The sequence below is a fragment of the Ureibacillus endophyticus genome, from assembly GCF_024159215.1.
Taxonomy (GTDB): Bacteria; Bacillota; Bacilli; order Bacillales_A; family Planococcaceae; genus Ureibacillus; species Ureibacillus endophyticus.
The window spans coordinates 90,500-111,534 of the sequence record NZ_JAMYWW010000002.1; the positions used below are offsets into that span (position 1 = coordinate 90,500).

25 protein-coding genes and 1 riboswitch are annotated in these 21,035 nt (G+C 35.4%); of the genes, 19 read left to right on the plus strand and 6 right to left on the minus strand.

Annotated features, from left to right (window positions below):
* Positions 1–16 precede the first annotated feature (16 nt).
* From NKR20_RS18765 to cobT, 7 genes are all read left to right on the plus strand, one after another.
* Positions 17–1,381: an MmgE/PrpD family protein gene (locus NKR20_RS18765; RefSeq protein WP_253428572.1), complete on the plus strand. Its 1,365-nt coding sequence runs from the start codon at positions 17–19 to the stop codon at positions 1,379–1,381.
* Positions 1,382–1,403: 22 nt separating this feature from the next.
* Positions 1,404–2,174, plus strand: a complete 771-nt coding sequence (locus NKR20_RS18770) for an electron transfer flavoprotein subunit beta/FixA family protein (protein WP_253428393.1) — start codon at positions 1,404–1,406, stop codon at positions 2,172–2,174.
* 21 nt (positions 2,175–2,195) lie between these two features.
* Positions 2,196–3,173, plus strand: a complete 978-nt coding sequence (locus NKR20_RS18775; RefSeq protein WP_253428395.1) for an electron transfer flavoprotein subunit alpha/FixB family protein — start codon at positions 2,196–2,198, stop codon at positions 3,171–3,173.
* A gap of 37 nt (positions 3,174–3,210) precedes the next feature.
* Positions 3,211–5,340 (plus strand): heterodisulfide reductase-related iron-sulfur binding cluster, encoded by a 2,130-nt coding sequence (locus tag NKR20_RS18780; RefSeq protein WP_253428397.1) that lies wholly within the window; start codon positions 3,211–3,213, stop codon positions 5,338–5,340.
* A complete protein-coding gene (locus tag NKR20_RS18785; protein WP_253428398.1) occupies positions 5,324–5,734 on the plus strand; it encodes an acyl-CoA thioesterase in 411 nt (136 codons plus the stop codon). The genes NKR20_RS18780 and NKR20_RS18785 overlap by 17 nt, the downstream gene beginning before the upstream one ends.
* 219 nt (positions 5,735–5,953) lie before the next feature.
* The gene (locus NKR20_RS18790) at positions 5,954–6,250 is read left to right on the plus strand and encodes a putative quinol monooxygenase (RefSeq protein WP_253428400.1); all 297 of its coding nucleotides are present in this window, start codon (positions 5,954–5,956) and stop codon (positions 6,248–6,250) included.
* Positions 6,251–6,316: 66 nt separating this feature from the next.
* Positions 6,317–6,494, plus strand: a riboswitch (cobalamin riboswitch).
* Between the two features lie 90 nt (positions 6,495–6,584).
* Complete coding sequence (gene cobT, locus NKR20_RS18795; protein WP_253428402.1) at positions 6,585–7,640, plus strand: nicotinate-nucleotide--dimethylbenzimidazole phosphoribosyltransferase; 1,056 nt, start codon at positions 6,585–6,587, stop codon at positions 7,638–7,640.
* 48 nt (positions 7,641–7,688) lie between these two features.
* Here cobT and NKR20_RS18800 read toward each other — a convergent pair whose 3' ends face one another.
* The 5 genes from NKR20_RS18800 to NKR20_RS18820 all read right to left on the minus strand — a co-directional run bounded on the left by NKR20_RS18800 (position 7,689) and on the right by NKR20_RS18820 (position 10,068).
* Entirely contained in the window at positions 7,689–7,952 is a 264-nt protein-coding gene (locus tag NKR20_RS18800) for a hypothetical protein (RefSeq protein ID WP_253428404.1), read from the minus strand.
* Positions 7,953–7,956: 4 nt separating this feature from the next.
* Positions 7,957–8,760, minus strand: a complete 804-nt coding sequence (locus tag NKR20_RS18805) for a ParA family protein (RefSeq protein WP_253428406.1) — start codon at positions 8,758–8,760, stop codon at positions 7,957–7,959.
* Between the two features lie 180 nt (positions 8,761–8,940).
* Entirely contained in the window at positions 8,941–9,348 is a 408-nt protein-coding gene (hepT, locus tag NKR20_RS18810) for a type VII toxin-antitoxin system HepT family RNase toxin (RefSeq protein WP_253428574.1), read from the minus strand.
* Positions 9,338–9,757 carry a type VII toxin-antitoxin system MntA family adenylyltransferase antitoxin gene (gene mntA / locus NKR20_RS18815; protein WP_253428576.1) on the minus strand — a complete coding sequence of 140 codons (420 nt, stop codon included), beginning with the start codon at positions 9,755–9,757 and terminating at the stop codon, positions 9,338–9,340. The genes hepT and mntA overlap by 11 nt, the downstream gene beginning before the upstream one ends.
* 23 nt (positions 9,758–9,780) lie before the next feature.
* Complete coding sequence (locus NKR20_RS18820) at positions 9,781–10,068, minus strand: AbrB/MazE/SpoVT family DNA-binding domain-containing protein (RefSeq protein ID WP_253428408.1); 288 nt, start codon at positions 10,066–10,068, stop codon at positions 9,781–9,783.
* Positions 10,069–10,576: 508 nt separating this feature from the next.
* Between NKR20_RS18820 and NKR20_RS18825 the strand changes: the two genes are divergently transcribed.
* From NKR20_RS18825 to NKR20_RS18835, 3 genes are all read left to right on the plus strand, one after another.
* Entirely contained in the window at positions 10,577–10,858 is a 282-nt protein-coding gene (locus NKR20_RS18825) for an AbrB/MazE/SpoVT family DNA-binding domain-containing protein (protein WP_253428410.1), read from the plus strand.
* Positions 10,859–10,977: 119 nt separating this feature from the next.
* Positions 10,978–11,874 carry a tyrosine-type recombinase/integrase gene (locus NKR20_RS18830; protein ID WP_253428412.1) on the plus strand — a complete coding sequence of 299 codons (897 nt, stop codon included), beginning with the start codon at positions 10,978–10,980 and terminating at the stop codon, positions 11,872–11,874.
* 184 nt (positions 11,875–12,058) lie between these two features.
* Positions 12,059–12,268, plus strand: a complete 210-nt coding sequence (locus NKR20_RS18835; RefSeq protein WP_253428414.1) for an alpha/beta-type small acid-soluble spore protein — start codon at positions 12,059–12,061, stop codon at positions 12,266–12,268.
* Positions 12,269–12,530: 262 nt separating this feature from the next.
* Here NKR20_RS18835 and NKR20_RS18840 read toward each other — a convergent pair whose 3' ends face one another.
* Positions 12,531–13,730 (minus strand): MFS transporter, encoded by a 1,200-nt coding sequence (locus NKR20_RS18840; RefSeq protein WP_253428416.1) that lies wholly within the window; start codon positions 13,728–13,730, stop codon positions 12,531–12,533.
* Between the two features lie 254 nt (positions 13,731–13,984).
* Between NKR20_RS18840 and NKR20_RS18845 the strand changes: the two genes are divergently transcribed.
* From NKR20_RS18845 to NKR20_RS18885, 9 genes are all read left to right on the plus strand, one after another.
* Complete coding sequence (locus NKR20_RS18845; protein ID WP_253428418.1) at positions 13,985–14,323, plus strand: cupin domain-containing protein; 339 nt, start codon at positions 13,985–13,987, stop codon at positions 14,321–14,323.
* 278 nt (positions 14,324–14,601) lie between these two features.
* A complete protein-coding gene (locus NKR20_RS18850) occupies positions 14,602–15,222 on the plus strand; it encodes an NAD(P)-dependent oxidoreductase (protein WP_253428420.1) in 621 nt (206 codons plus the stop codon).
* Between the two features lie 627 nt (positions 15,223–15,849).
* The gene (locus NKR20_RS18855) at positions 15,850–16,311 is read left to right on the plus strand and encodes a VOC family protein (RefSeq protein ID WP_253428421.1); all 462 of its coding nucleotides are present in this window, start codon (positions 15,850–15,852) and stop codon (positions 16,309–16,311) included.
* Between the two features lie 21 nt (positions 16,312–16,332).
* Complete coding sequence (locus NKR20_RS18860; RefSeq protein ID WP_253428423.1) at positions 16,333–17,091, plus strand: SDR family NAD(P)-dependent oxidoreductase; 759 nt, start codon at positions 16,333–16,335, stop codon at positions 17,089–17,091.
* The gene (locus NKR20_RS18865) at positions 17,092–17,316 is read left to right on the plus strand and encodes a 2-hydroxymuconate tautomerase (protein WP_419095304.1); all 225 of its coding nucleotides are present in this window, start codon (positions 17,092–17,094) and stop codon (positions 17,314–17,316) included.
* A 6-nt stretch (positions 17,317–17,322) separates the two neighbouring features.
* Positions 17,323–18,081 carry an SDR family NAD(P)-dependent oxidoreductase gene (locus NKR20_RS18870; RefSeq protein WP_253428428.1) on the plus strand — a complete coding sequence of 253 codons (759 nt, stop codon included), beginning with the start codon at positions 17,323–17,325 and terminating at the stop codon, positions 18,079–18,081.
* An 18-nt stretch (positions 18,082–18,099) separates the two neighbouring features.
* Positions 18,100–19,158, plus strand: coding sequence for a TRAP transporter substrate-binding protein (locus NKR20_RS18875; protein WP_253428430.1), 1,059 nt, complete (start codon positions 18,100–18,102; stop codon positions 19,156–19,158).
* Between the two features lie 100 nt (positions 19,159–19,258).
* Positions 19,259–19,741, plus strand: coding sequence for a TRAP transporter small permease (locus NKR20_RS18880; RefSeq protein WP_253428432.1), 483 nt, complete (start codon positions 19,259–19,261; stop codon positions 19,739–19,741).
* Positions 19,741–21,030 (plus strand): TRAP transporter large permease, encoded by a 1,290-nt coding sequence (locus NKR20_RS18885; protein ID WP_253428434.1) that lies wholly within the window; start codon positions 19,741–19,743, stop codon positions 21,028–21,030. Before NKR20_RS18880 ends, NKR20_RS18885 begins: the two co-directional genes overlap by 1 nt.
* The last annotated feature ends 5 nt before the right edge of the window (positions 21,031–21,035 follow it).

A 21,035-nucleotide genomic window follows, 5' to 3' on the forward strand; every position in this document is an offset into this window, starting at 1 on the left:
GAAGGATTTGCAGAATGTGGCACAAAAACAACTAACCACTTCCGTAGCACAATATATCGCAACAACACAATTTCAAGATATCCCGGCAGAAGCCATTCAAATTATTAAAAATGCATTTATTGATACAATCGGTGTTGCCTTTGCCGGCGTAAAAGAAGAAAGTGTTCAAATACTTTGGGATTTTCTTCAAGAAGAAGGCGGAAAGGAAAACGCAACAGTTTGGGGCAAATCTGGATTGAAATCCTCCGCAACTTTAACTGCTTTAGCGAATGGAACAATGGCCCATGCATTAGACTTTGATGACTTAAATGCAAAGTCAACTCATGCCCACCCAAGTGCTTCCCTAGTTCCTGCTATCTTAGCGGCTGGTGAAGAAGTCAATGCAAGTGGTAAAGAGTTAATCACTGCCTACTTCATCGGTCTAGAAGTGATGGGTTATATTGGACGTATTTTAACGTATAACCATTATCATATCGGTTGGCATGGCACTGCTACAAATGGTGTGTTAGGTTGTACCGCAGCAGTTGCTTCATTATATAAGTTGAACGTTGAACAAATCGAAAATGCATTAGGAATTGCCGTTTCCCATGTGAGTGGTACACGCCAAAACTTTGGTACGATGACAAAACCATTCCACGCAGGAAAAGCGGCGCATTCGGGTATTACAGCTGCAAAATTAGCGAAAAAAGGCTTTACTGCAGACCGTCATTCTCTAGAAGCTCCTCTTGGTTTGTTTAAACTTTATGTAAAAGATAGCGAGCCATATATAACAAAGGAAATTGGTGAACGGGTCGAACTTCTTGAAACAAAATTAACGTTGAAAAAGTATCCTTGCTGTTATGGCTCACACCGTGCAATCGATGGCACTACTCGCCTACTCGCGCATGGTATTGATGTAGAAAAAATTCGGAATATTACGGTAACAGGACCTGTAAATGCCTTTGCCCCACTGATTCATAAACGTCCAAAAACTGGATTGGAGGCAAAATTTAGTTTAGAATTCCCTATTTCTTTAATCTTACTAGATCAAAAACTTGATATTAGTAGCTTTGAAGATTCAACGGTTCTACGAGAAGATGTGCAACGTCTTATTCAAAAAATTGAGCGTCGTGAAGATCCAAGTATTTATGTTGAAACGAGCGCAATTGATGAAGGCTATATAGAAGTGGCGATTACATTAACAGATGGAAACATGATTAGTGAGCGTGTCACACATCCAAAGGGTTCCATTGAAAACCCACTTTCTACGGAAGAAGTAGTCGAGAAGTTTATCGCTTGTGTACAAACGGTCTTAACACAATCTGAAGCTGAACAATTTGCGGATGAACTACTTCGTTTAGAATCATTAGATAATCTCGATGGAATTCGATCATTCCTATAAATAAAGAGAAGGAGTTCAGAATATGAAAATAATTGTTTTATTAAAACGTACCTTTGATACGGAAGAAAAAATTACGTTATCAAACGGAATTATTCAAGATAGCAATGTAGAGTTTATTATTAACCCATATGATGAGTATGCCATTGAAGAAGCGATTCAACTGCGGGATGCACATGGTGGCGAAGTAACGGTTGTAACTGTGGGTGAAGAAGAAGCCGAAAAACAACTTCGTACAGCGTTAGCGATGGGTGCAGATGAAGCGGTTTTAATCAACGTTGAAGAGGATTTAGATGACATTGACCAATACGGTACAGCTACTATTCTAGCGAAATATTTAGAAGATAAAGAAGTCGATTTAATTTTAGCTGGAAATGTAACTGTTGATGGTGGTACAGGACAAATCGGACCACGAGTTGCCGATTTACTAGAATTAAACTGCATTACTACTGTTACGAAGGTAAGTATTGATGGTGAAAATGTTGAGGTTGTTCGTGATAGCGAAGGTGATCTTGAAACATTACAAACAAAATTGCCTCTTGTTTTAACAACGCAACAAGGATTAAATGAGCCTCGTTATCCTTCCTTGCCAGGGATTATGAAAGCGAAGAAAAAACCTTTAAAAGAAATTGAATTAGATGATTTAGATCTAGATGGAAGTTTAAGAAAAACAAATGTTAAAAACATTACTCTACCTCCGACTAAACAAGCAGGTCGTATATTTGAAGGTGAAATCAGTGAACAAGTAAAAGAACTTGTTCAAACATTAAGTACAAAAGTAAATATTCAACAATAATTATTAACGGAGGTACAAGATATGACTAAAAAAGTGCTTATTTTAGCGGAAGTACGCGAAAACAGTTTACGTAATGTCTCTTTTGAAGCCATTGCAGCTGCGAAAGAAATCGCTCAAGGTGGCGAAGTAGTTGCATTGCTGATTGGTTCTACTATCGAACATCTAGCACCAGAACTAGCATTTGCCGGTGCAGACCGTGTTGTGACAATCGAACATCCACATTTACAATCTTATACGTCAGACGGCTTTAGCCAAGCAGTACTAGCTGCATACGAACAAGAAAAGCCAGATGCATTAGTATTTGGTCATACTTCACAAGGAAAAGATTTATCACCAAAAATAGCTTCTCGCCTACAATCTGGCTTAATCTCAGATGTTGTAAGAATCGAAGTTGAAAATGGTACTACTCAATTTATTCGTCCTATTTATTCTGGTAAAGCCTTTGAAACAGTTGAAGTAGCAGAAGGTCTAACATTTGTTACTGTTCGTCCAAATAACATTGCGGCATTACCAAAGGATACAACAAAAGCGGTGAACGTTTCTTCATTAAAAGTTGATATCCAAAACCTACGTACAGTTGTGAAAGAAATTGTGCGTAAAACAACAAGTGGCGTAGATTTATCGGAAGCTAAAGTAATCGTATCTGGTGGTCGTGGTGTCAAATCTGCTGAAGGATTTGACGTGCTACAAAAACTAGCAGACGTTCTTGGCGGTGCAGTTGGTGCATCTCGCGGGGCATGTGATGCAGGCTATACTGACTATTCTCTACAAATCGGTCAAACAGGTAAAGTTGTAACACCAGATCTTTACATTGCATGTGGTATTTCGGGTGCGATTCAACACATTGCAGGTATGTCCAACGCGAAAATTATTGTTGCAATTAATAAAGACCCAGAAGCCAATATCTTCTCGATTGCAGATTATGGTATTGTCGGAGATTTATTTGAAGTCGTTCCTCTATTAACAGAAGAATTTAATAACCTACTGCTTTCTGTTTAAGTAAATTTTAATTCGATGACACTGGGGGGAAAACAGAATGTTATCACTGCTCAATCTATTACTCTTCCTAGTATTCGCAGGCTATGCAGTGTATATGTTTGCCCAAGTTCTATACACGCGTTATTTATTTGTGAAGCTTGGAAAAAAAGCGGAGTTTGAACCGAATTTGAAAGAACGATTAAATGCCGTTTTAACGATTGGCTTCGGTCAGCAGAAATTGTTTAAAGACAAAAAGAGTGGATTCATGCATTTAATCTTATTTTATACATTCTTTATTATTCAAGTCGGACTTATTGAACTTATCATTAAAGGATTTATTAAAGGCTATGAGTTTCCTTTTGGCGAAGCCCATAAATATTTCAGTCTACTTCAAGAAGTCGCAACATTCTTAATGTTGCTAGCTGTAGTCTATGGGTTTTACCGAAGATACGGTGAAAAGTTAACACGATTACAATGGAAGCGTGATGGGAAAGCTGCCTTTGTGTATATCGCGCTAACAACTCTTACGGCTTCTATCCTACTAACACTTGCTTTTGAAGCCATTATGTTAGGACATGAACCAAATCTTGCTTATGCACCTATCTCAGGTGCCATCGCATCCCTGTTTTCAGGAATTGGCACAACGGCTGGAACAGTTCTGTTCTATGTATTCTGGTGGGTACATATGGTGACTGTCTTCTCGTTCATGGTATTTGTGCCACAATCAAAACAAGCACACGAATTATTCGCGCTGTTTAATATTTTCTTCAAAAAAGTTGGCCCTGTGGGCAGATTAAAAAAGATTGATTTTGAAGATGAAGAAGCAGAAGAATTTGGAGTTGGGAAAATTGAAGACTTTACTCAACAACAACTGATTGACCTATATGCTTGTGCTGAATGTGGTCGTTGTACAAATATGTGTCCTGCTTCAGGAACAGGTAAAACATTATCGCCGATGCAATTGATTGTGAAGATGCGCGACCATTTAACTGAAAAAGGAGCAGCGATGACTTCAAGAAATCCTTGGGTCCCAAAATCCATTTTCACTCCTTCAACACCTGAAATCGCAATGGCCGGCGTAGCGGCTGGAGAAATCGCCGCAACAACGGAGTTCCCTAGTTTGATTGGCGACGTCATTACAGAAGAAGAAATTTGGGCATGTACGACTTGTCGTAACTGTGAAGACCAATGCCCTGTAGCGAATGAACACGTGGATAAAATCATTGATTTACGCCGTTACTTAACGATGACCGAAGGACGTATGAACCCAGATGCACAACGTGCGATGACAAACATTGAGCGTCAAGGCAATCCTTGGGGATTAAATCGTAAAGAAAAAGAAAAATGGCGTGAAGTGGATGAAACAATCCACATTCCAACAGTCAAAGAAGCTCAAAAATCAGGTGAAGGCTTCGAATACTTATTCTGGGTAGGTTCTATGGGATCATTCGATAATCGTTCCCAAAAAATTGCACGTTCCTTTGCAAAATTAATGAACGAAGCAGGCGTGAAGTTTGCTATCTTAGGGAATAAAGAGAAAAACTCTGGTGACACACCACGCCGTTTAGGAAATGAGTTTTTATTCCAAGAACTAGCTACTTCTAACATTGAAGAATTTGAAAAGTATGAAGTCACTAAAATCGTTACAATCGACCCACATGCTTATAACATTTTCAAAAATGAATACGCTGACTTCGGTTGGCAAGGTGAAGTACTACACCATACCGAATTATTGTATGACCTAGTGAAGCAAGGTCGCTTACAGATGAACCATCGAGTGGAAGAGACAATTGTCTTCCATGATTCTTGTTACTTAGGTCGATACAATGACGTATTTGATCCACCACGTGAAATCTTACGTTCAATTCCAGGTGTTAACTTAGTAGAAATGGAACGTAATCGTGAAAACGCGATGTGTTGTGGAGCTGGTGGTGGCTTAATGTGGATGGAAGATCATGTTGGTACACGTATTAACATAGCGCGTACAGAACAAGCATTACAAACAAATGCATCCGTCATTTCATCTGGTTGCCCATTCTGCTTAACAATGCTTACAGATGGAACAAAAGCAAAAGAAGTAGAAGACACGGTAAGCACATTTGACATTGCAGAAATTTTAGAACGTGCCGTATTTGGTACGTCTGTAGAAACAGTAGAAAGGAGTAGTCAAGATGGAGTACTCGTTTAAAATTCAGTTTGGCGACACAGACCCAGCCGGTATAGTCTACTACCCCAACTATTATCGCTGGATGGACAACGCAACCCATGAATTATTTAATACCATCAATTATCCTACTCGAAGTTTAAAAGAAAAAAACATTGTTACCCCTTTGCTTGAAGCGAATTGTGTGTTCAAATCCCCTGGCTATTATCATCACACAATTACGATTCAAACGGACGTAGAGTACGTGAAAAGTAAAGTATTTAAGCTACGTCATACATTTTATGACAATGATACCCTATTAGCGGAAGGTTATGAAGTTCGTGCATGGGTAAGTATTGAAAATGAGCAATTAAAAGCTACAACGATCCCTGATGATATAAGAACTGAGTTAGAAAAATTAATAAAAGTAAACGTGTAAATTTACTCTCCCCTTAAAAGTAAATTTGCGCTCCCCTAATATATTAAAAAACACCTTTTATCGTTTAAATACTCTAAAGGAGGATACTATGTTCAATACATGAGCATATATCCTCTTTTTCATTTTACCTACATAGAAGAGATATAGGAGAAACTCGTAACGATATAATACTTAAAAGATGTCAAAATAAAGGAGATTAGCATGAACAAATTTAGTTTATTGAACAGGTTTACGGTACAAGAAAGCGAAAAAGAAAACATGATTAATATTTTATTAGAAGCAGCACAATCAATAAAGAATCTAGATGAATGTGAAATCTATCTGGTGAATACTTCTGAAAATGAACCAAATACCGTTTATGATTTTGAAGTATGGACTAATGAAAGTGCTCATCAAGCATCTCTTAGTCTTGAGGTTACTCAAACATTAATAAGTCTTGCGAAACCCATCATTACTGGCATGGAAAGAATCAGTACCCTAACAACATTAGGTGGAAAAGGTATTTCATCTATTTAAGAAAAATTCATCTACTCTATTTTTCTCACTCTTGACGAATAGTGATCTTCGGCGTAAATTATATTTAACTGCATAAAAGTATTAGGTGCCCGATAAGGGAGAATAGGGAATAAAGTGTAAATCTTTAGCGGTCCCACCACTGTAAAAGTGAGTTTCATAGAAAAATGCCACTAGAAATATTCTGGGAAGGCTTTATGAAATGTTGAACTTGAGCCAGGAGACCTGCCTAACTACTTAGAATCATATAGACGATGGAAAAGTCTGTAGTTTATTTGTTATGGAATAAACTGCAGGCTTTTTTTATTTGACTATTTACAAAAAGGAGAATGAAACGATGGAATTATTACAACAAACATTACAACAAATTCAAGCGGTAGACCAAGACATGATGGTAAAAGCAAGAGAACGTGTGGATGCCCTTAGTAAACCACCACAAAGTCTAGGAAAATTAGAATCTCTTGCGGTTCAACTATCTGGCATTACGGGAGAGCTATTCCCTAACATTGATCAAAAGGCCATGATTGTAATGGCTGGCGATCATGGCGTTTATGAGGAAGGCGTTACAAATAATCCACAAAACGTAACGGTGTTTCAAACATTAAGTTTTCCTAAAGGCTTAACAGGTGTATGTGCCATCGCCAAAATTACGAACGCAAAAGTCGTAACGGTCGATGTTGGTGTGAAAGAAGATCTTCCAACTGATGCAGGTGTCTTGATTAAGAAAGTAAAATATGGTACAGACAATATGGCAAAAGGTCCTGCCATGACAAGAGAAGAAGCCATCCGTTCCATCGAAGTCGGTATCGAAGTTGCAACAGAACAAATTAAAAATGGCATTAACCTACTTGGTACTGGTGAGATGGGAATCGGCAACACAACACCAAGTGCAGCCATTTTATCCGTTATCCATAATTGCGATCCCCTTAAAGTAACAGGATTCGGTGCTGGTGTTGGTGCTGGTGGCATTGAGTACAAAGCAGAGGTAATTCGTAAAGCAATCGCGTTAAACAAACCAAACCCTCAGGACCCTATCGATATTTTAGCGAAAGTCGGTGGTTTAGAAATTGGGGGTATGGCTGGTGTGATTCTAGCAGCTGCCGCAAATCGTGTGCCAGTTGTAATCGATGGTTATATCTCGACAATCGCTGCGTTAATTGCCTACAAACTTGAACCAAACGTAAAGGAATACATCATCCCTTCTCATATGTCGGAAGAACCTGGTGCAAAAATTGCGGCTCAATTACTAGACATTGAACCAATGTTACAGATGAACATGCGTCTAGGCGAAGGTTCGGGTGCAGCTCTAGCCTTCCCTATTCTAGATGCGGCTTGCTCAATGATGAAAAACATGGCAACTCTTGAAGAATCGATGCTTCTTTTAAGTAAATAAATAAATGACCCCGTAAACGTTATTAATCTAACATTTACGGGGTCATTTTTAAAATTCCGTATCTAAATCTTCTCGTTTTAGCTTTTCACGAGCTGCTTGGGAGAAGAAGGATGCCTTTGAAATACCTGTTTTCTCGCAATATTCACTAATAGCTTGGAAGAGTGGTGTTGGTACAGAAATCGAAGTTACGGTTTTTCGCTTTTCTTCTTTGAAGCGATCTGTCACATTTCGGCGCTTCTTTTCAGATTTTTCTTCCGTAAATTCTGCTTGATCTAAAGCATCTAACGCATTTAAGTCAATTTTTTTACTCATTCTTTTACACCCCTACCTTATTTAAAACTGTATCAATTTCTGATGCGACTTGTTTGAAATCGCCCATGATTTTTTGCGCGTATTTATTTTCCTTATAATCCGATAACAATGTTTTTTCATTTTTCGAACTCGAAATCACATCTGAATAACGAACCGTCGATAAGAACTTTTCTTTTGGAATTCCTTCTCCTTCTAATTCCTCTAAGAAGCTTTGTAGTTGCTTTTTCAATTTGAAATTCGTTTGAGACACTTTGTTTGGCACAATGCCGTAATCCAGTTCTTGAAGATCCATAAATTCTTTAATAATTTCAACGCTTCGTTTTGTTCCTAAAACCGAATCGAGGTCCGTTTCTAGTGGAATTAAACAGTAGTTACTCGCCGCAATGGCATAAGACACTAAATCACTATTTTCAGATGGATGGGTATCGAAAATGATCACATCAAACATTTGCTTTAATGGAAGTACTTTTTCTTTGATGGCATGAAGTCTTTTCGCTGCAGTGAATTTCTTTTCCGCATAACGTTCAAAATCATCAATCGTTTCATTACTCGGGATAAAGTAAATACCTGACTGCTCAAATTGTTGAATGACTTCTGATGGTTTACAAGCGCCTGTTAACCAATCGTATGTCGTATATTCAAAGGAGTCACGATCTCGTAAAAACCCAGTGGAAACACTCCCATTTTGGCATAGGTCAATAACACACACACTTTTGCCCATTTCTTCAAAGGTAATGGCTAAAAATTTCGATACTGTCGACTTCCCAACGCCACCCTTTGTACTCATGACAGAAATAACATAGCTCATTCTCAATCCCCCTTAGGTGAATTCTCTCTATTTTATATAAATATTATATATTTATTATATAACTTTTATATTTTTTGGACAAGTTTGTTAGAGTTACCAATATAAAAAACCTTTCAATATAGGTTAAAAAATGAGATTAATAAAAGCCCCTTTCTATTCTAGAGAGGGGGCTTTCATTAATTACTTTAGAGAAAGGATTGTACGAGTATATTCAGTAAAATCAACTAAATGCTTTTCAATGATGGCTTGAAGAATATCAAGTTCAATTGATTGATAGTCGTGAACGGCAATATTACGAAAACCTACCATATTCATTAATGAAAAGGCTAATCTTGACTCAATTATATTTGCATCCAACAATAATTTAAAAGCATCCCGGCTTGTTTTTGGTAATCCTAGCTTCTTTTCACTCACAATATGCATAGCTAAATCAATACAAGCCTCACAAGCGCGTTGAATGTTTAAGATAATACTATCTTGTTTTGTAAAATCTTTTAAATTAGCTGCATTATTCTCATATACATCTTTAACACGTTTTATACACCGTTCTATTGTTGCAATTTTATTTAAAATAACATCATTGTTCACCATACACGGACCCCCTTTTCTCAATAGCTTCAAGAATTTCTATACGTTGTTCATTTAGCGTAGCATACATAGATAAAGTCTTCATTCGTTCTCGGTAGAATGTATTATCATCGGAACAGTATAGTAATTCTCCACTAGAAAAAATAAGAGCTGCGAACACGGTATCTACTTCTCGTAAATTTACAAGGTCAACATCCTTATTGATAATTGTTGCTAATTCCCCCGCTAGTAAAAAACGGTCATAATTTGATAATGGTGTCTCGGTATAAAAAGCAATATCTAAATCGCTTTCATCATTTGCTGTGTTTCGTGCGTACGATCCAAATAGAAGAATAAATTTCGGGTTCAAACGATCTATTAAACGCTTTTTCACTTTTTCTAATTGCTCGTTGGTAACCAATACCATCACCTCATTCAATGAGTTTCTTCCTATTATATAGTGTCTTTTTCCTCTGTTACACTGAAAGTCGACCAGCCTGCTGATTGTGTAGCTTCTTTAAACTTCTCTACTAATTCTTGACCACTAAACCCTTTTTCAACTAGGCTCTCTAATAATTGTTCCGCAAACCCCTCTGGAAGTTTATGAACGGGTTTGATTAGTATCCCCCCTTCGACCAATTCCACTGTTACTTCATCCTGCATTTGTAGTGCATCAAAATATTCTTTTGGAATCGTCATTTGACGTTGCTTCGATATTTTTACTTTTTTCTGTGTACTCATTTCTAAAAACCTCACTTATTTAACTTGTAGCCTAATTATAAATTAGTAATTTTAAAGAACAAAGTAATTTAATATCATTTACGTTAGATTTTTTCTCAAACATCATTTATTTATGTTGTGTAATTATTATAAATTAACAGTTTTAAATAACAAAAAAATTTAAACTTTAATATTATTTCTTTAAATAAATTGGTAATATTTAAATTTTTATTCAATCATTTTATACGTCTAAAAAGGAAGCTTTTTAGATAATGAATAACTGTTCATTATCTAATTATTTATAATTAATTAGGTATTATTGCTTATTATTTTATATCAAATAATTAATATAAAATTTAAAATTAACATTTACAATATATAATTAATCAAAAATAAATACTATGAAATAATTATTTTATTTAAATTTACTAATAATAAAAACTAAAATTATTATTTAAAATGCACAATAATAATTTATAATTAATGATATATTTAATTCCAATAAATAAAAAATAAGGAATGATAACTTATGAATAATGAAATGATTAAAAGTAAAATTATCAAAGTTTCAGCTCAGCGACATTTAGTCATTCCAAAAGAATTTTATGACATGCTAAATATCGGTGAGGAAGTAACGATTGAATTACATGAGGGGCATCTAGTAATTAAACCCGTTGTAAAAGTTGATGAAGCTTTTGCGGAGAACTTACTGGAGGAATTAGTTGCGGCTGGTCTAAGCGGCGAAGAACTACTAGCAAAATTTAAAGAAGTGAAGCAAATGGTGTTAAATGGTGAAAAGCCTTCTTTTTAACAATATATAATAGAAGAAACTCCAAACAATATCTTAGATACTTTCCTATTTAGACTTTTAAAATGTTAGAATGATAGAAACAATTTCCCCAGTTTTGCAAAACGTGAGGTGAGTTCAAAATGCAAAACGAACAAATTATTTCATTAACTAGTTTACGGACAGACCAAAAGTTAGAAGAAAGTATTCAAAGTTTATCTAATCAAAAACTGGACATGTACCGACCTGACTTTTCTCGATTCTTGCGATTTTGTCAGGTGGAAAATCGCAAACCTGATTATGATGCCCTAGAAAAATATTTGCATCATTCCATTGTGGATCAAAGAGTCAAACTTTCCACTTTTAATAGGAGATTCGCAGGGGTTCAATTTTACTTAATGCATGTGTTGAACTTAACGCAAACAGAAGAACAGAAAAAGCGGATTAAGTTGATTCGTCAACTGTATAATACGGAAGACTATATTCGATTAAAAGCTATGCGTGGCGTTCGGGCTGAACGGCAAGAAGAAGTACTTCAATTAATTAATCGATACGATACCAATAAAAAAGCAGATATCCGAAAACGTGCCATTTGTTTTGTAAATTTGATTACCGCTAACCGACCTTCTGAAATGGTGCGCTTAAAAGTATCCGACTTTGATTTAACACATCGAACCGTGTTAGTGACGTTGAAGAAACAAGGGGAAATGAAAGAAAAACGATTAACGTTAGAATGTGTAAAGGCCATTGAAAAATATCTCAACACGTTTAACCTTCAACCAACCGATTACTTCGTAGGTGGTGCTGATCGCTGGGGGAATTATCGAAACCGGATGATTACTGAACGTAGCTATAATCGACTCATCCATGAATGGCTTGGGTTTGCGCCATACACATTACGTAAGACTCAAATTACCCATATGCATCGAAAACATGCAGATTTACCAACCATCGCTAAACAATCGGGCCATAAATCATTACAAACCATCTCAGAACATTACTTAGAAGTCGATTATAGTGAAGTGGATGAGTTTTTATAGATAGTATATCCTTCAGTTTTTAAACTATAAGGAAGAGACAGCTAAAAAACGAATTAGCTGTCTCTTTTTTTGACTACTAATTTCCCCAAAACTTCCCTAGTTTAAATAATCAATTTTAAAGAAAAATATAAACAACTGATAAATACTATCAGTGACAAACTCACAAATCAAGGAGGCAATTCACATGGCAAGTAATCGAAATAACAGTAATAAGTTATTAGTACAAGGTGCTGAAAATGCATTAGATCAAATGAAGTATGAAATTGCATCTGAATTTGGAGTACATCTTGGTCCAGACGCTTCTTCTCGTGCTAACGGTTCAGTTGGTGGCGAAATTACAAAACGTCTTGTTCAAATGGCCGAAAGTCAATTACGAGGAAGTAACCCACAATAAAATAATATACGTGACAAATATAAAAAGCCGATGCAATTGCCTCGGCTTTTTATATGAAAACTCACCATGTTCTTATTGTGACCATATACGTTTGAATTATGATTATTCAGTAACTTAAAAGCATTTGGAGAAACCTCAGTAATTCACTTGAACTACTTTTTTCTATCTAACCTGACAGGCGACTTCAAATACTTTTAAATATAGGAGTTTTTTTAATATAGCGTTATGTAGACAGAAAGAGTCGATTTCACAAAGTATTCTTCTAATCACTTGCCTGTAATAACTCTTTATCTCTTCTTCCATGTAATAAATGATATATTGGAATACAAATAACAAACAGAATCGCACTACTAACATAAATTGTTCTGTATCCATAGGTTGAAACGAAGAAACCTAATATATAAGGACCTACGCCAAACCCGAAATTCATAAGGGTAAAAAATGTAGAGGTTGCTAATCCAAAATATTGTGGTTCCGTTACCTTTACTGCAATGGTTTGGGCAATGGAATTAAAATTACCGTGACCAAGTCCAATAAAACCTGCTGCTAATAACAACATCCATCCCGCAGTTGCTTGACTAAATAAAAGCATGCCAAGCGCTAAAACGATTAAACAGGGATAAACAATCATATTCCCCCCTTTTACATCGAAAAGTTTACCAGTTACTGGTCGTGATAACATAGCCACGATTGCATAAACCAGGTGGAAATAACTCGCTGCAGTGACTAAATTAATCTCCAATGCATAAAACGAGATAAATGACATAATTCCTGAGTAGCCAAAGCCTACTAGTAACGCAATAAATGCAATAGGTAAGCTTTTTCTCTCAATGAACTTCCAAATCCATGATTTTTGTTCCGGTTCATTCTCTTCTGAATCTTGCTTCGAAATAGGAAGATTCAATTTTACAAAGGCATAAATAATAATACACAAAACTGCAATAATGGTATTCAAGATGAAAATAATATCAAAACCGTTTTTTACATTCATCAGCATAATCCCAACAAACGGACCAATTGCCATCGCTAAGATAATGCTTAAACTAAAATACCCAATCCCTTCCCCTTTGCGACTTTTTGGTACCAAATGCGCAACAATTGTACCTGTACCCGTTGCAACAATACCAACCCCGAGTCCTTGAACAAAGCGATTGATAATTAATAGTTCTAGAGAAAAAGCAGCGATATATAGTGCAGTGGTAATGGCAAATATGATGAGTCCAATCCATAAAATCTTGTTTGCACCAACTATGCCGATTTGCCTTCCAGCTCCTAATCTTCCACACAATGATCCGAGAACGAAAATACCAGATGCCAATCCCGCTGTTGAAGCCGATGCATTAAACTCCGTTGTCGTATAAGGTGCCATACATACAATCGATAAGTAAAATATCAGCATAGATAGAAAGCTAATAAGTGAAATAATTAAAAATTCCTTGGTCCATAGTGATTCTTTCTCCATAAAAGCGCCCCCTACTTATCTCAACATCAAGACCGCACCAAAATATAGAATAATATGAATTTTCAAATTAATTACAGTATAAATATTAATAATACTAATGTAAATAACTGAAACTTATTATATTAATATAGTTAAATACATTTAGAAATACTTGAAATACATTAAGAGGTTATGTGAATATTGGTTGAATCATCCCTCCAGCTACATTGTGTTAAGATAAAGAAATTAATTACATAAGGGCAGGAGTAGGTGTAATGAAGATTAGTAAACAAAACGAAGAACATTATATATGGGGCAATAACTGTGATGGTTGGCATTTAGTTAAAAATAAAGAGTTAAGTGTAATCCACGAACGGATGCCTGCAAACACAACAGAAGTCATTCATTATCATCATGAAGCACGTCAGTTTTTCTTTATTTTATCAGGGATTGCCACAATGAAAATTCATGATCAAATGATTACCTTAAATCCTCAAGAAGGAATAGAAGTTCCTCCCCTAACAGAACATCAAATGCGCAATGATTCGGATCAAGATGTTGAATTCTTAGTCATATCCCAACCTAATAGTAGAGGCGATAGAATTAATTTATAAAAAATAAGAAAAGTATTTCCATAGGTTGAAAGGGATTTAGAATTAAAGTTTGTACGGATAGATGGACAATGTTTAACTCCATATTCCTCAAATATAAAAAAATAAAATTTTATTAAATATGTATAAAGATTCCGAGAGTTGGAGAATATATTAGTATTCCCCCTTAGTTATATATATTTTTTAGCTGTCCACTTTGGATGGCTCTTTTTTTATCTTTAGGAGCCTACCCTAATCACAAAAAGCGATATAATCAGCTATATAAAAAGGAGGCCGTTCTAATGAACATATTAATTTTAGGTGGAACTGGACGAGTTGGTAGTCAAATCGTAACCCTTGCCCTTCAAGACAAACACCATGTTACAATACTAGTTCGTACACCTGAAAAGATACAAAGAACCGATGACCATTTAACGATTATTCAAGGGAATGTTTTTAATAAAGAAGATATCGTACGTTCCATGCAGGAAATCGATGTTGTGATTAGTGCGCTCAGTACTGATGGAGGAACTACATTAACAGAAAGTATGCCTTACATTATCGAGGCAATGGAAAACGAAGGAATCAAACGAATTATTACGATTGGAACTGCAGGCATTCTCCAAAGCAGAACCTCTCCAGATTTATTGCGTTATCAATCCAGTGAATCAAAGCGTAAATTAACCCGTGCAGCAGAAGAACATCATAAAGTTTACGAACTACTAAAACAATCCTCGCTAGATTGGACGATTGTATGCCCTACCTATTTACCGGATGGGGAACCTTTAGGAGAATATCGTGTAGAACGTGACTTTTTGCCAGAGGATGGCGGGAAAATCCATGTACCTGATACTGCAGAATTTACATATAGGCAAATCAAAAGCAATGATTATATGAAATCTCGTGTCGGTATCGCTTATTAATTAAAAAAAATAGCAGCAACAGAGTTTATTTGTAATATCATTTACTTCTCTTATTTTTCAACTAGCCAAAAAAATGCAAAATTACTTTTGCATTTTTTTTGGTCTTTTTAAACAAACATAACCTTTCAAATACTGTTATGTAATATTGAATTGTAACATTTAATCGTAATACATTAACGTAATATTTTAGTACCTATAATTAATTATTGCTACGGGTACTTGACATACATGATAGTCTTAAATCAGCTTCCGAGTGTATACATTCCTAATTTTATTATCCCCCCTCTTATTTTCATGTTATTTCAATATGATTCTTTTATTTTATGTCCCTGACTATAAATCTTTCTGCGATAACTCCAACTTAATTATTTCTATAAAAAACTTAATATTTCTTAGTTGTGATGAAAAATAGCATCATATGATGTTATTTTTCACATTCTACATAAGAAATATTGGGGAATTACCGTCAAAAAAAGTTGGCACGTTTTTTGCTTGTATAAATGTGACTAACGAATCAGAAATATTGTTTAGTCAAAATTTTCTAGTTTAGTAGTTTTCCATACTTTAAATCTTCCGTTAACAAAAAGAAAGCACTTACACAAAATCTAAAAAAAGGAGAAAAAATGAATGAGCCAAGGAAAAGTTATTGGATTTATTCATAGTGGCATCACCGTAAAGAACTTAGAAATATCTTTAGACTTTTATGTAAACAAATTAGGGTTCGAATTACTATCAAAGCAAGTTTCTAATCAAGAGTATATTTCAAAGATTGTTAATTTCCCTGATTTAAAAGAAGTGAAAATCGCATTCCTACAAATACCCGGAGGAAGCCAAATTGAATTATTGGAGTATGTAGGTGTGGAAAGACTTGCAGGTAATGTAAGACCTTGTGATTATGGTTCTGGTCATATTTGTATACAGGTAGAAGGAATCGAAAATTTATATGATAGTTTGAAGGAACAAGGCGTTCAATTCCGTTCTTCGCAGATAGTCGATATTACATCAGGTGCTAATAAAGGTTCGAAAGCAATTTATATGTACGATCCAGATTATTACATTATTGAGCTCATGCAAAAATCAGCTCATTAATGTAAGCGAATTCAAGGAGGAATGTATGTGCAAAGTCTTCAAGGTAAGAAAGCAATTTTAACTGGTGGTGCACAAGGGTTAGGTTTAGCGTTAGTACATGGTTTATGTAAGAACGGTGTGGAAGTTTGCATCATCGATTATTCTGATCAAGTTCACACCACTGTAAAAGATTTGAAAAATATGGGATTTAAAGCATCTGCGGTACAAGCAGATTTATCACAGCTAGCAAATATCCCTGAAGTTTTTCATCTCGCTTTACAAAACTTAAATGGTGAGCTTGATATTCTTGTAAACAATGCAGGAATACATAAACCTATGCCTGCAACCGAGTTGCCGATTGCGGATTTTCAAAAAATCATTGATGTCAATGTCACAGCGATTTTTGAATTATGTCGACTATCCTATGCAGAAATGAAGAAAAAAGGTAAGGGGAAAATTGTGAATATCGCTTCCGTTCTTTCGATACAAGGTGGTTATAATGCATCTGCATATTCAGCAAGTAAAGGTGCAGTTGCTCAACTTACGAAGTCTTTATCAAATGAATGGTCTAAAGATGGAATTAATGTGAATGCAATCGCACCGGGATATTTCAAAACCCCTTTAAATCAATTTATCTTTAATGATCCAGAAAGAAGTCACTCAATACTAGATAGAATACCTACTGGACGATTTGGTGAACCAGAAGAATTAGCAGGTGCATTACTGTTTTTATCTTCTGACCAATCAAACTATGTAAATGGCATTTTACTACCAGTAGATGGTGGTTTCCTAGGAAGATAGATTAGGAGGTTAAACCCTATGCCCTACGTAAAAATTAAATTAGTTGAAGGCAGAACATTAGATAAAAAAAGAATGTTAGTTAAAGAAGTAACCACGGCAATAGAAAATGTATTAGGTGTTTCAAAAGATGACGTTCGCATTGAATTGATTGAATTGAATCGGGAGCTCTTTAGTATTGGAGGTGAATTGATTACTGATAAACACCAATATAAGGAGGAGAAATAAAAAATAATGAAATTAAATTTAGATAAAAAAAATGTTTTAATCACCGGTGGGTCAAAAGGAATTGGCTTAGAAATTGCTAAACGATTTGTTGAAGAAAATGCAAATGTATCGATCGTTGGACGAGATATAGAATACCTAAACAAAGCAAAAGAACTTTTAGGAAATATCACAATCTATCAATCAGATATTACCAACTCGTATGAACGCTCAGGCTTAATTGATAAGTATTTGCTAGATCATGGACATATCGACATCCTTGTTAATAATGCTGGAGGTAGTAATGGTAGCAACGCACTTGAGACCCCAATGGAAAAATTTTATGAAGCCTTTGAACTAAATTATTTTTCAGTTGTAGACCTTTCGAAACAAGTCATTAAAAGTATGAAGAAACAAAATTCTGGAAGCATCATTAACATTTCCTCCATTTATGGAAGAGAAAGTGGAGGGAAAGTTACGTATAACAACGCAAAGGCAGCAGTCATAAGTTTTACAAAAGCCTTATCATCAGAAGTAATTCAGTATGGAATACGTGTAAACAGTATTGCCCCTGGTAGCATAATTCATGAAAGTAGTGTTTGGCAAAAGTTAAGCCAAGAAAAACAAATGGAAATCGAAACCTTCTTAAATACTCAAATACCAGCGAAACGATTTGGCACACCTGAAGAAATTGCAAATGTAGCAGTATTTTTAGCATCAGAACAAGCTTCATGGATCGTAGGCGCTACCATTAACGTCGATGGTGGACAATCAAAAATGAATTTCTAAAAAATGGAGGAATCTTATATGAAAAAAAACCTAAAGAAAATTGTATTCTCATTAATGGCTTTATCTCTAATCTTCCTAGCTGCATGTTCATCTGACAGTTCAAGTGAAGCAGATGCAAATGGTGGATCAAGTTCAAGTGGCGACAAATTAACGATTAAAATGGCGAACCAAGTAGATGCCAACAACTTCCTAAACTTAGGCTATGAACACTTCAAGAAAACAATTGAAGAAAAAACAGATAATGTTGCAGTTGAAATCTTCAATGGTGGTACTTTAGCAACTTCAGATGAATCTGTAGTAGATTTATTGAAAAACGGAACACTTCAACTTTCTACATCATCTGCATACGGGATTGCGAATTCACTTGATATAAAAGCGTTTAATCTATTCGATGTACCATTCTTATTCGATAGCCGTGACCAATATTATGAATTCTTAAATGGCGAATATGGTGATTTACTGAAAAAAGAAGTAGCTGAAAAATCGAATCTTTATCTTTTAGGCTTTATTGATTTAGGATACTACAGCCTTTTAAACGGTAAAAAAGTAGTTGAACAACCAAGCGACTTATCAGGTTTAAAAATCCGTAGTTCTTCAGCAGACTTACATTTAAGTGCTTTAAAAGCAATGCAAGCTAACCCAACTCCAATGGCTTATAGTGAAGTATTTACAGGTTTACAACAAGGAACAATCGATGGCGTATCAACAACAACTCCTTTAATCTACGGAGACCGTTTCTACGAAGTAAATAAATATTTCACAGCAACAAACCACGTTTTATTATTACATGGAATTCTTGTAGACAAAAAGCTTTATGATGGATTAGACGAAGCAACAAAAACAGCTTTAGATGAGTCAATTACTTCTTACGTTGAAGAAGCGAAAAAATTAGTAACAGACGCAGAATCGAAAGCAATCCAAGGATTTAAAGATGCAGGTGTTGAGGTTGTAGAATTAACTGATGAGCAACGAGAAATTTTTAGAGAAGCGACAAGCAAAGTAGCGGAAGAAAATATGGATACAATCGGTCAAGAAAACTATGACCTTGCAATTAAACTATTAAGCGAAATGAAGTAGTAATAGATTTGAGCATAATGGGAAGCAGCAGGAGCGATTTTTTAAGATCGTTTTCTGTTGTTTTACCCTATCACGCCACATCCCCTAGGAGGTAATTTCTATGGCAAAAATCACAAAACGACCGATAGAAGCTTATGCCTGTTTTGCCATTCTCATAGTAATGACTGTAGTTATGTTTGCAGGGGTTATTTGGAGATATGTTTTTAATTCTTCATTGGTTTGGGCTGAAGAATTAGCAAGATATTTATTTGTTTGGTTTGTATTCCTTAGTGCAAGTTATGCAGTTATTTCTAAAGCACATATTCGAGTAGAAGCTTTAAATGGGCTAATCCCGTTAAAAATTCGACCATATATTAACTTAATTGGGAGTTTTGTATGGCTATTATTCAGTCTTTATATTGCTTATTTAGGTTTCCAATATTCATTTGATTTATGGAGTCAAAATACAAATTCAGCAGCTTTAAAATTACCGATGGGCCTTATCTATATGGGGATTCCAATTGGTTATCTATTAATGGCCATTCGCGTAGTTGTTGTTGAAATATTTCAAACACTTGCTAATAGAAAAGAAGGTGAGGCATAGTGGGCAGTACTTTATTAATTATCACTGTTGTATTTGTTCTGTGTTTACTTATCAACGTTCCGATTGCCATTTCTCTAGCAATTGCCGCTTTAACGGTGGTTTTAATTGAGGGAACCATACCGGTATCTTTTCTTATTCAAGCAACCTTTACGTCAAATGACTCTTTTGCCTTATTAGCCGTGCCATTCTTTATTCTAGCAGGCGAATTAATGAGTACTGGTGGAATCTCAAAAAGACTCATTGATTTCTTCAGATCTTTAGTTGGATCTTGGACAGGAAGTTTAGGCTTAATTACAATCCTGGCAAGTTTAATTTTCGCAGCCATCTCTGGCTCAGGTGCCGCAACGGTTGCAAGTATCGGTGGGATTATGATTCCTCACATGCTTAAAGGCGGATACAAAGCACCATACGCAGCTGCTTTAACAGCGAGTGCTGGAGCTTTAGGACCGATTATCCCACCTAGCCTTGTGTTCATCTTCTACGGAATTATGGCTGGTGTATCCATTAGTGATATGTTTATCGCAGGGATTGTTCCAGGATTATTAATTGCCATTACTTTAATTATTATTAACTACATTGTTTGTAAAAAAGAAGGTATTGTAGACGTTCAATCTTCAGAAGACAAAAAAAGTTTATGGAAAGCACTTAATGAAGCAAAGTTTGCTTTATTAACTCCCGTGATTATTTTAGGTGGAATTTATGGTGGGATTGTTACACCAACTGAAGCGGCAGTACTTGCCGTAGTATATAGCTTAATTGTAAGTTTATTTATCTATAAAGAATTAAAATTCAGTGATTTAATGGATGTATTTTTAAGAACAACAATTACATCTGGAACAGTTATGATTTTCGTAGGAACAGCTACGTTCTTTGGACGAGTGTTAACGCTTGAACAAATTCCACAATTTGTTGCGAATTCTATTTCTGAACTCACAACTAGTCCAATCATAGTTTTATTGTTAATTAACTTGTTCTTATTAGTAGTAGGGATGTTCATCGAAACAGTAGCCGCAATTTTAATTTTCATTCCTATCCTTTTACCAATTGTCATTCCATTAGGGATTGATCCATTACATTTCGGAATGGTTGTATGTTTCAACTTAACGATTGGATTATTAACTCCACCATTAGGATTAAATCTATTTATTGGTGCGAAAGTAGCCAATGTGAAATTTGAATCCACATTTAAATACTTAACACCGATGTTAATCGCATTATTAATCTTACTCGGCATTATCACATATGTACCAGAAATTACACTGTTCTTACCAGAATTATTAGCGAAATAATATGA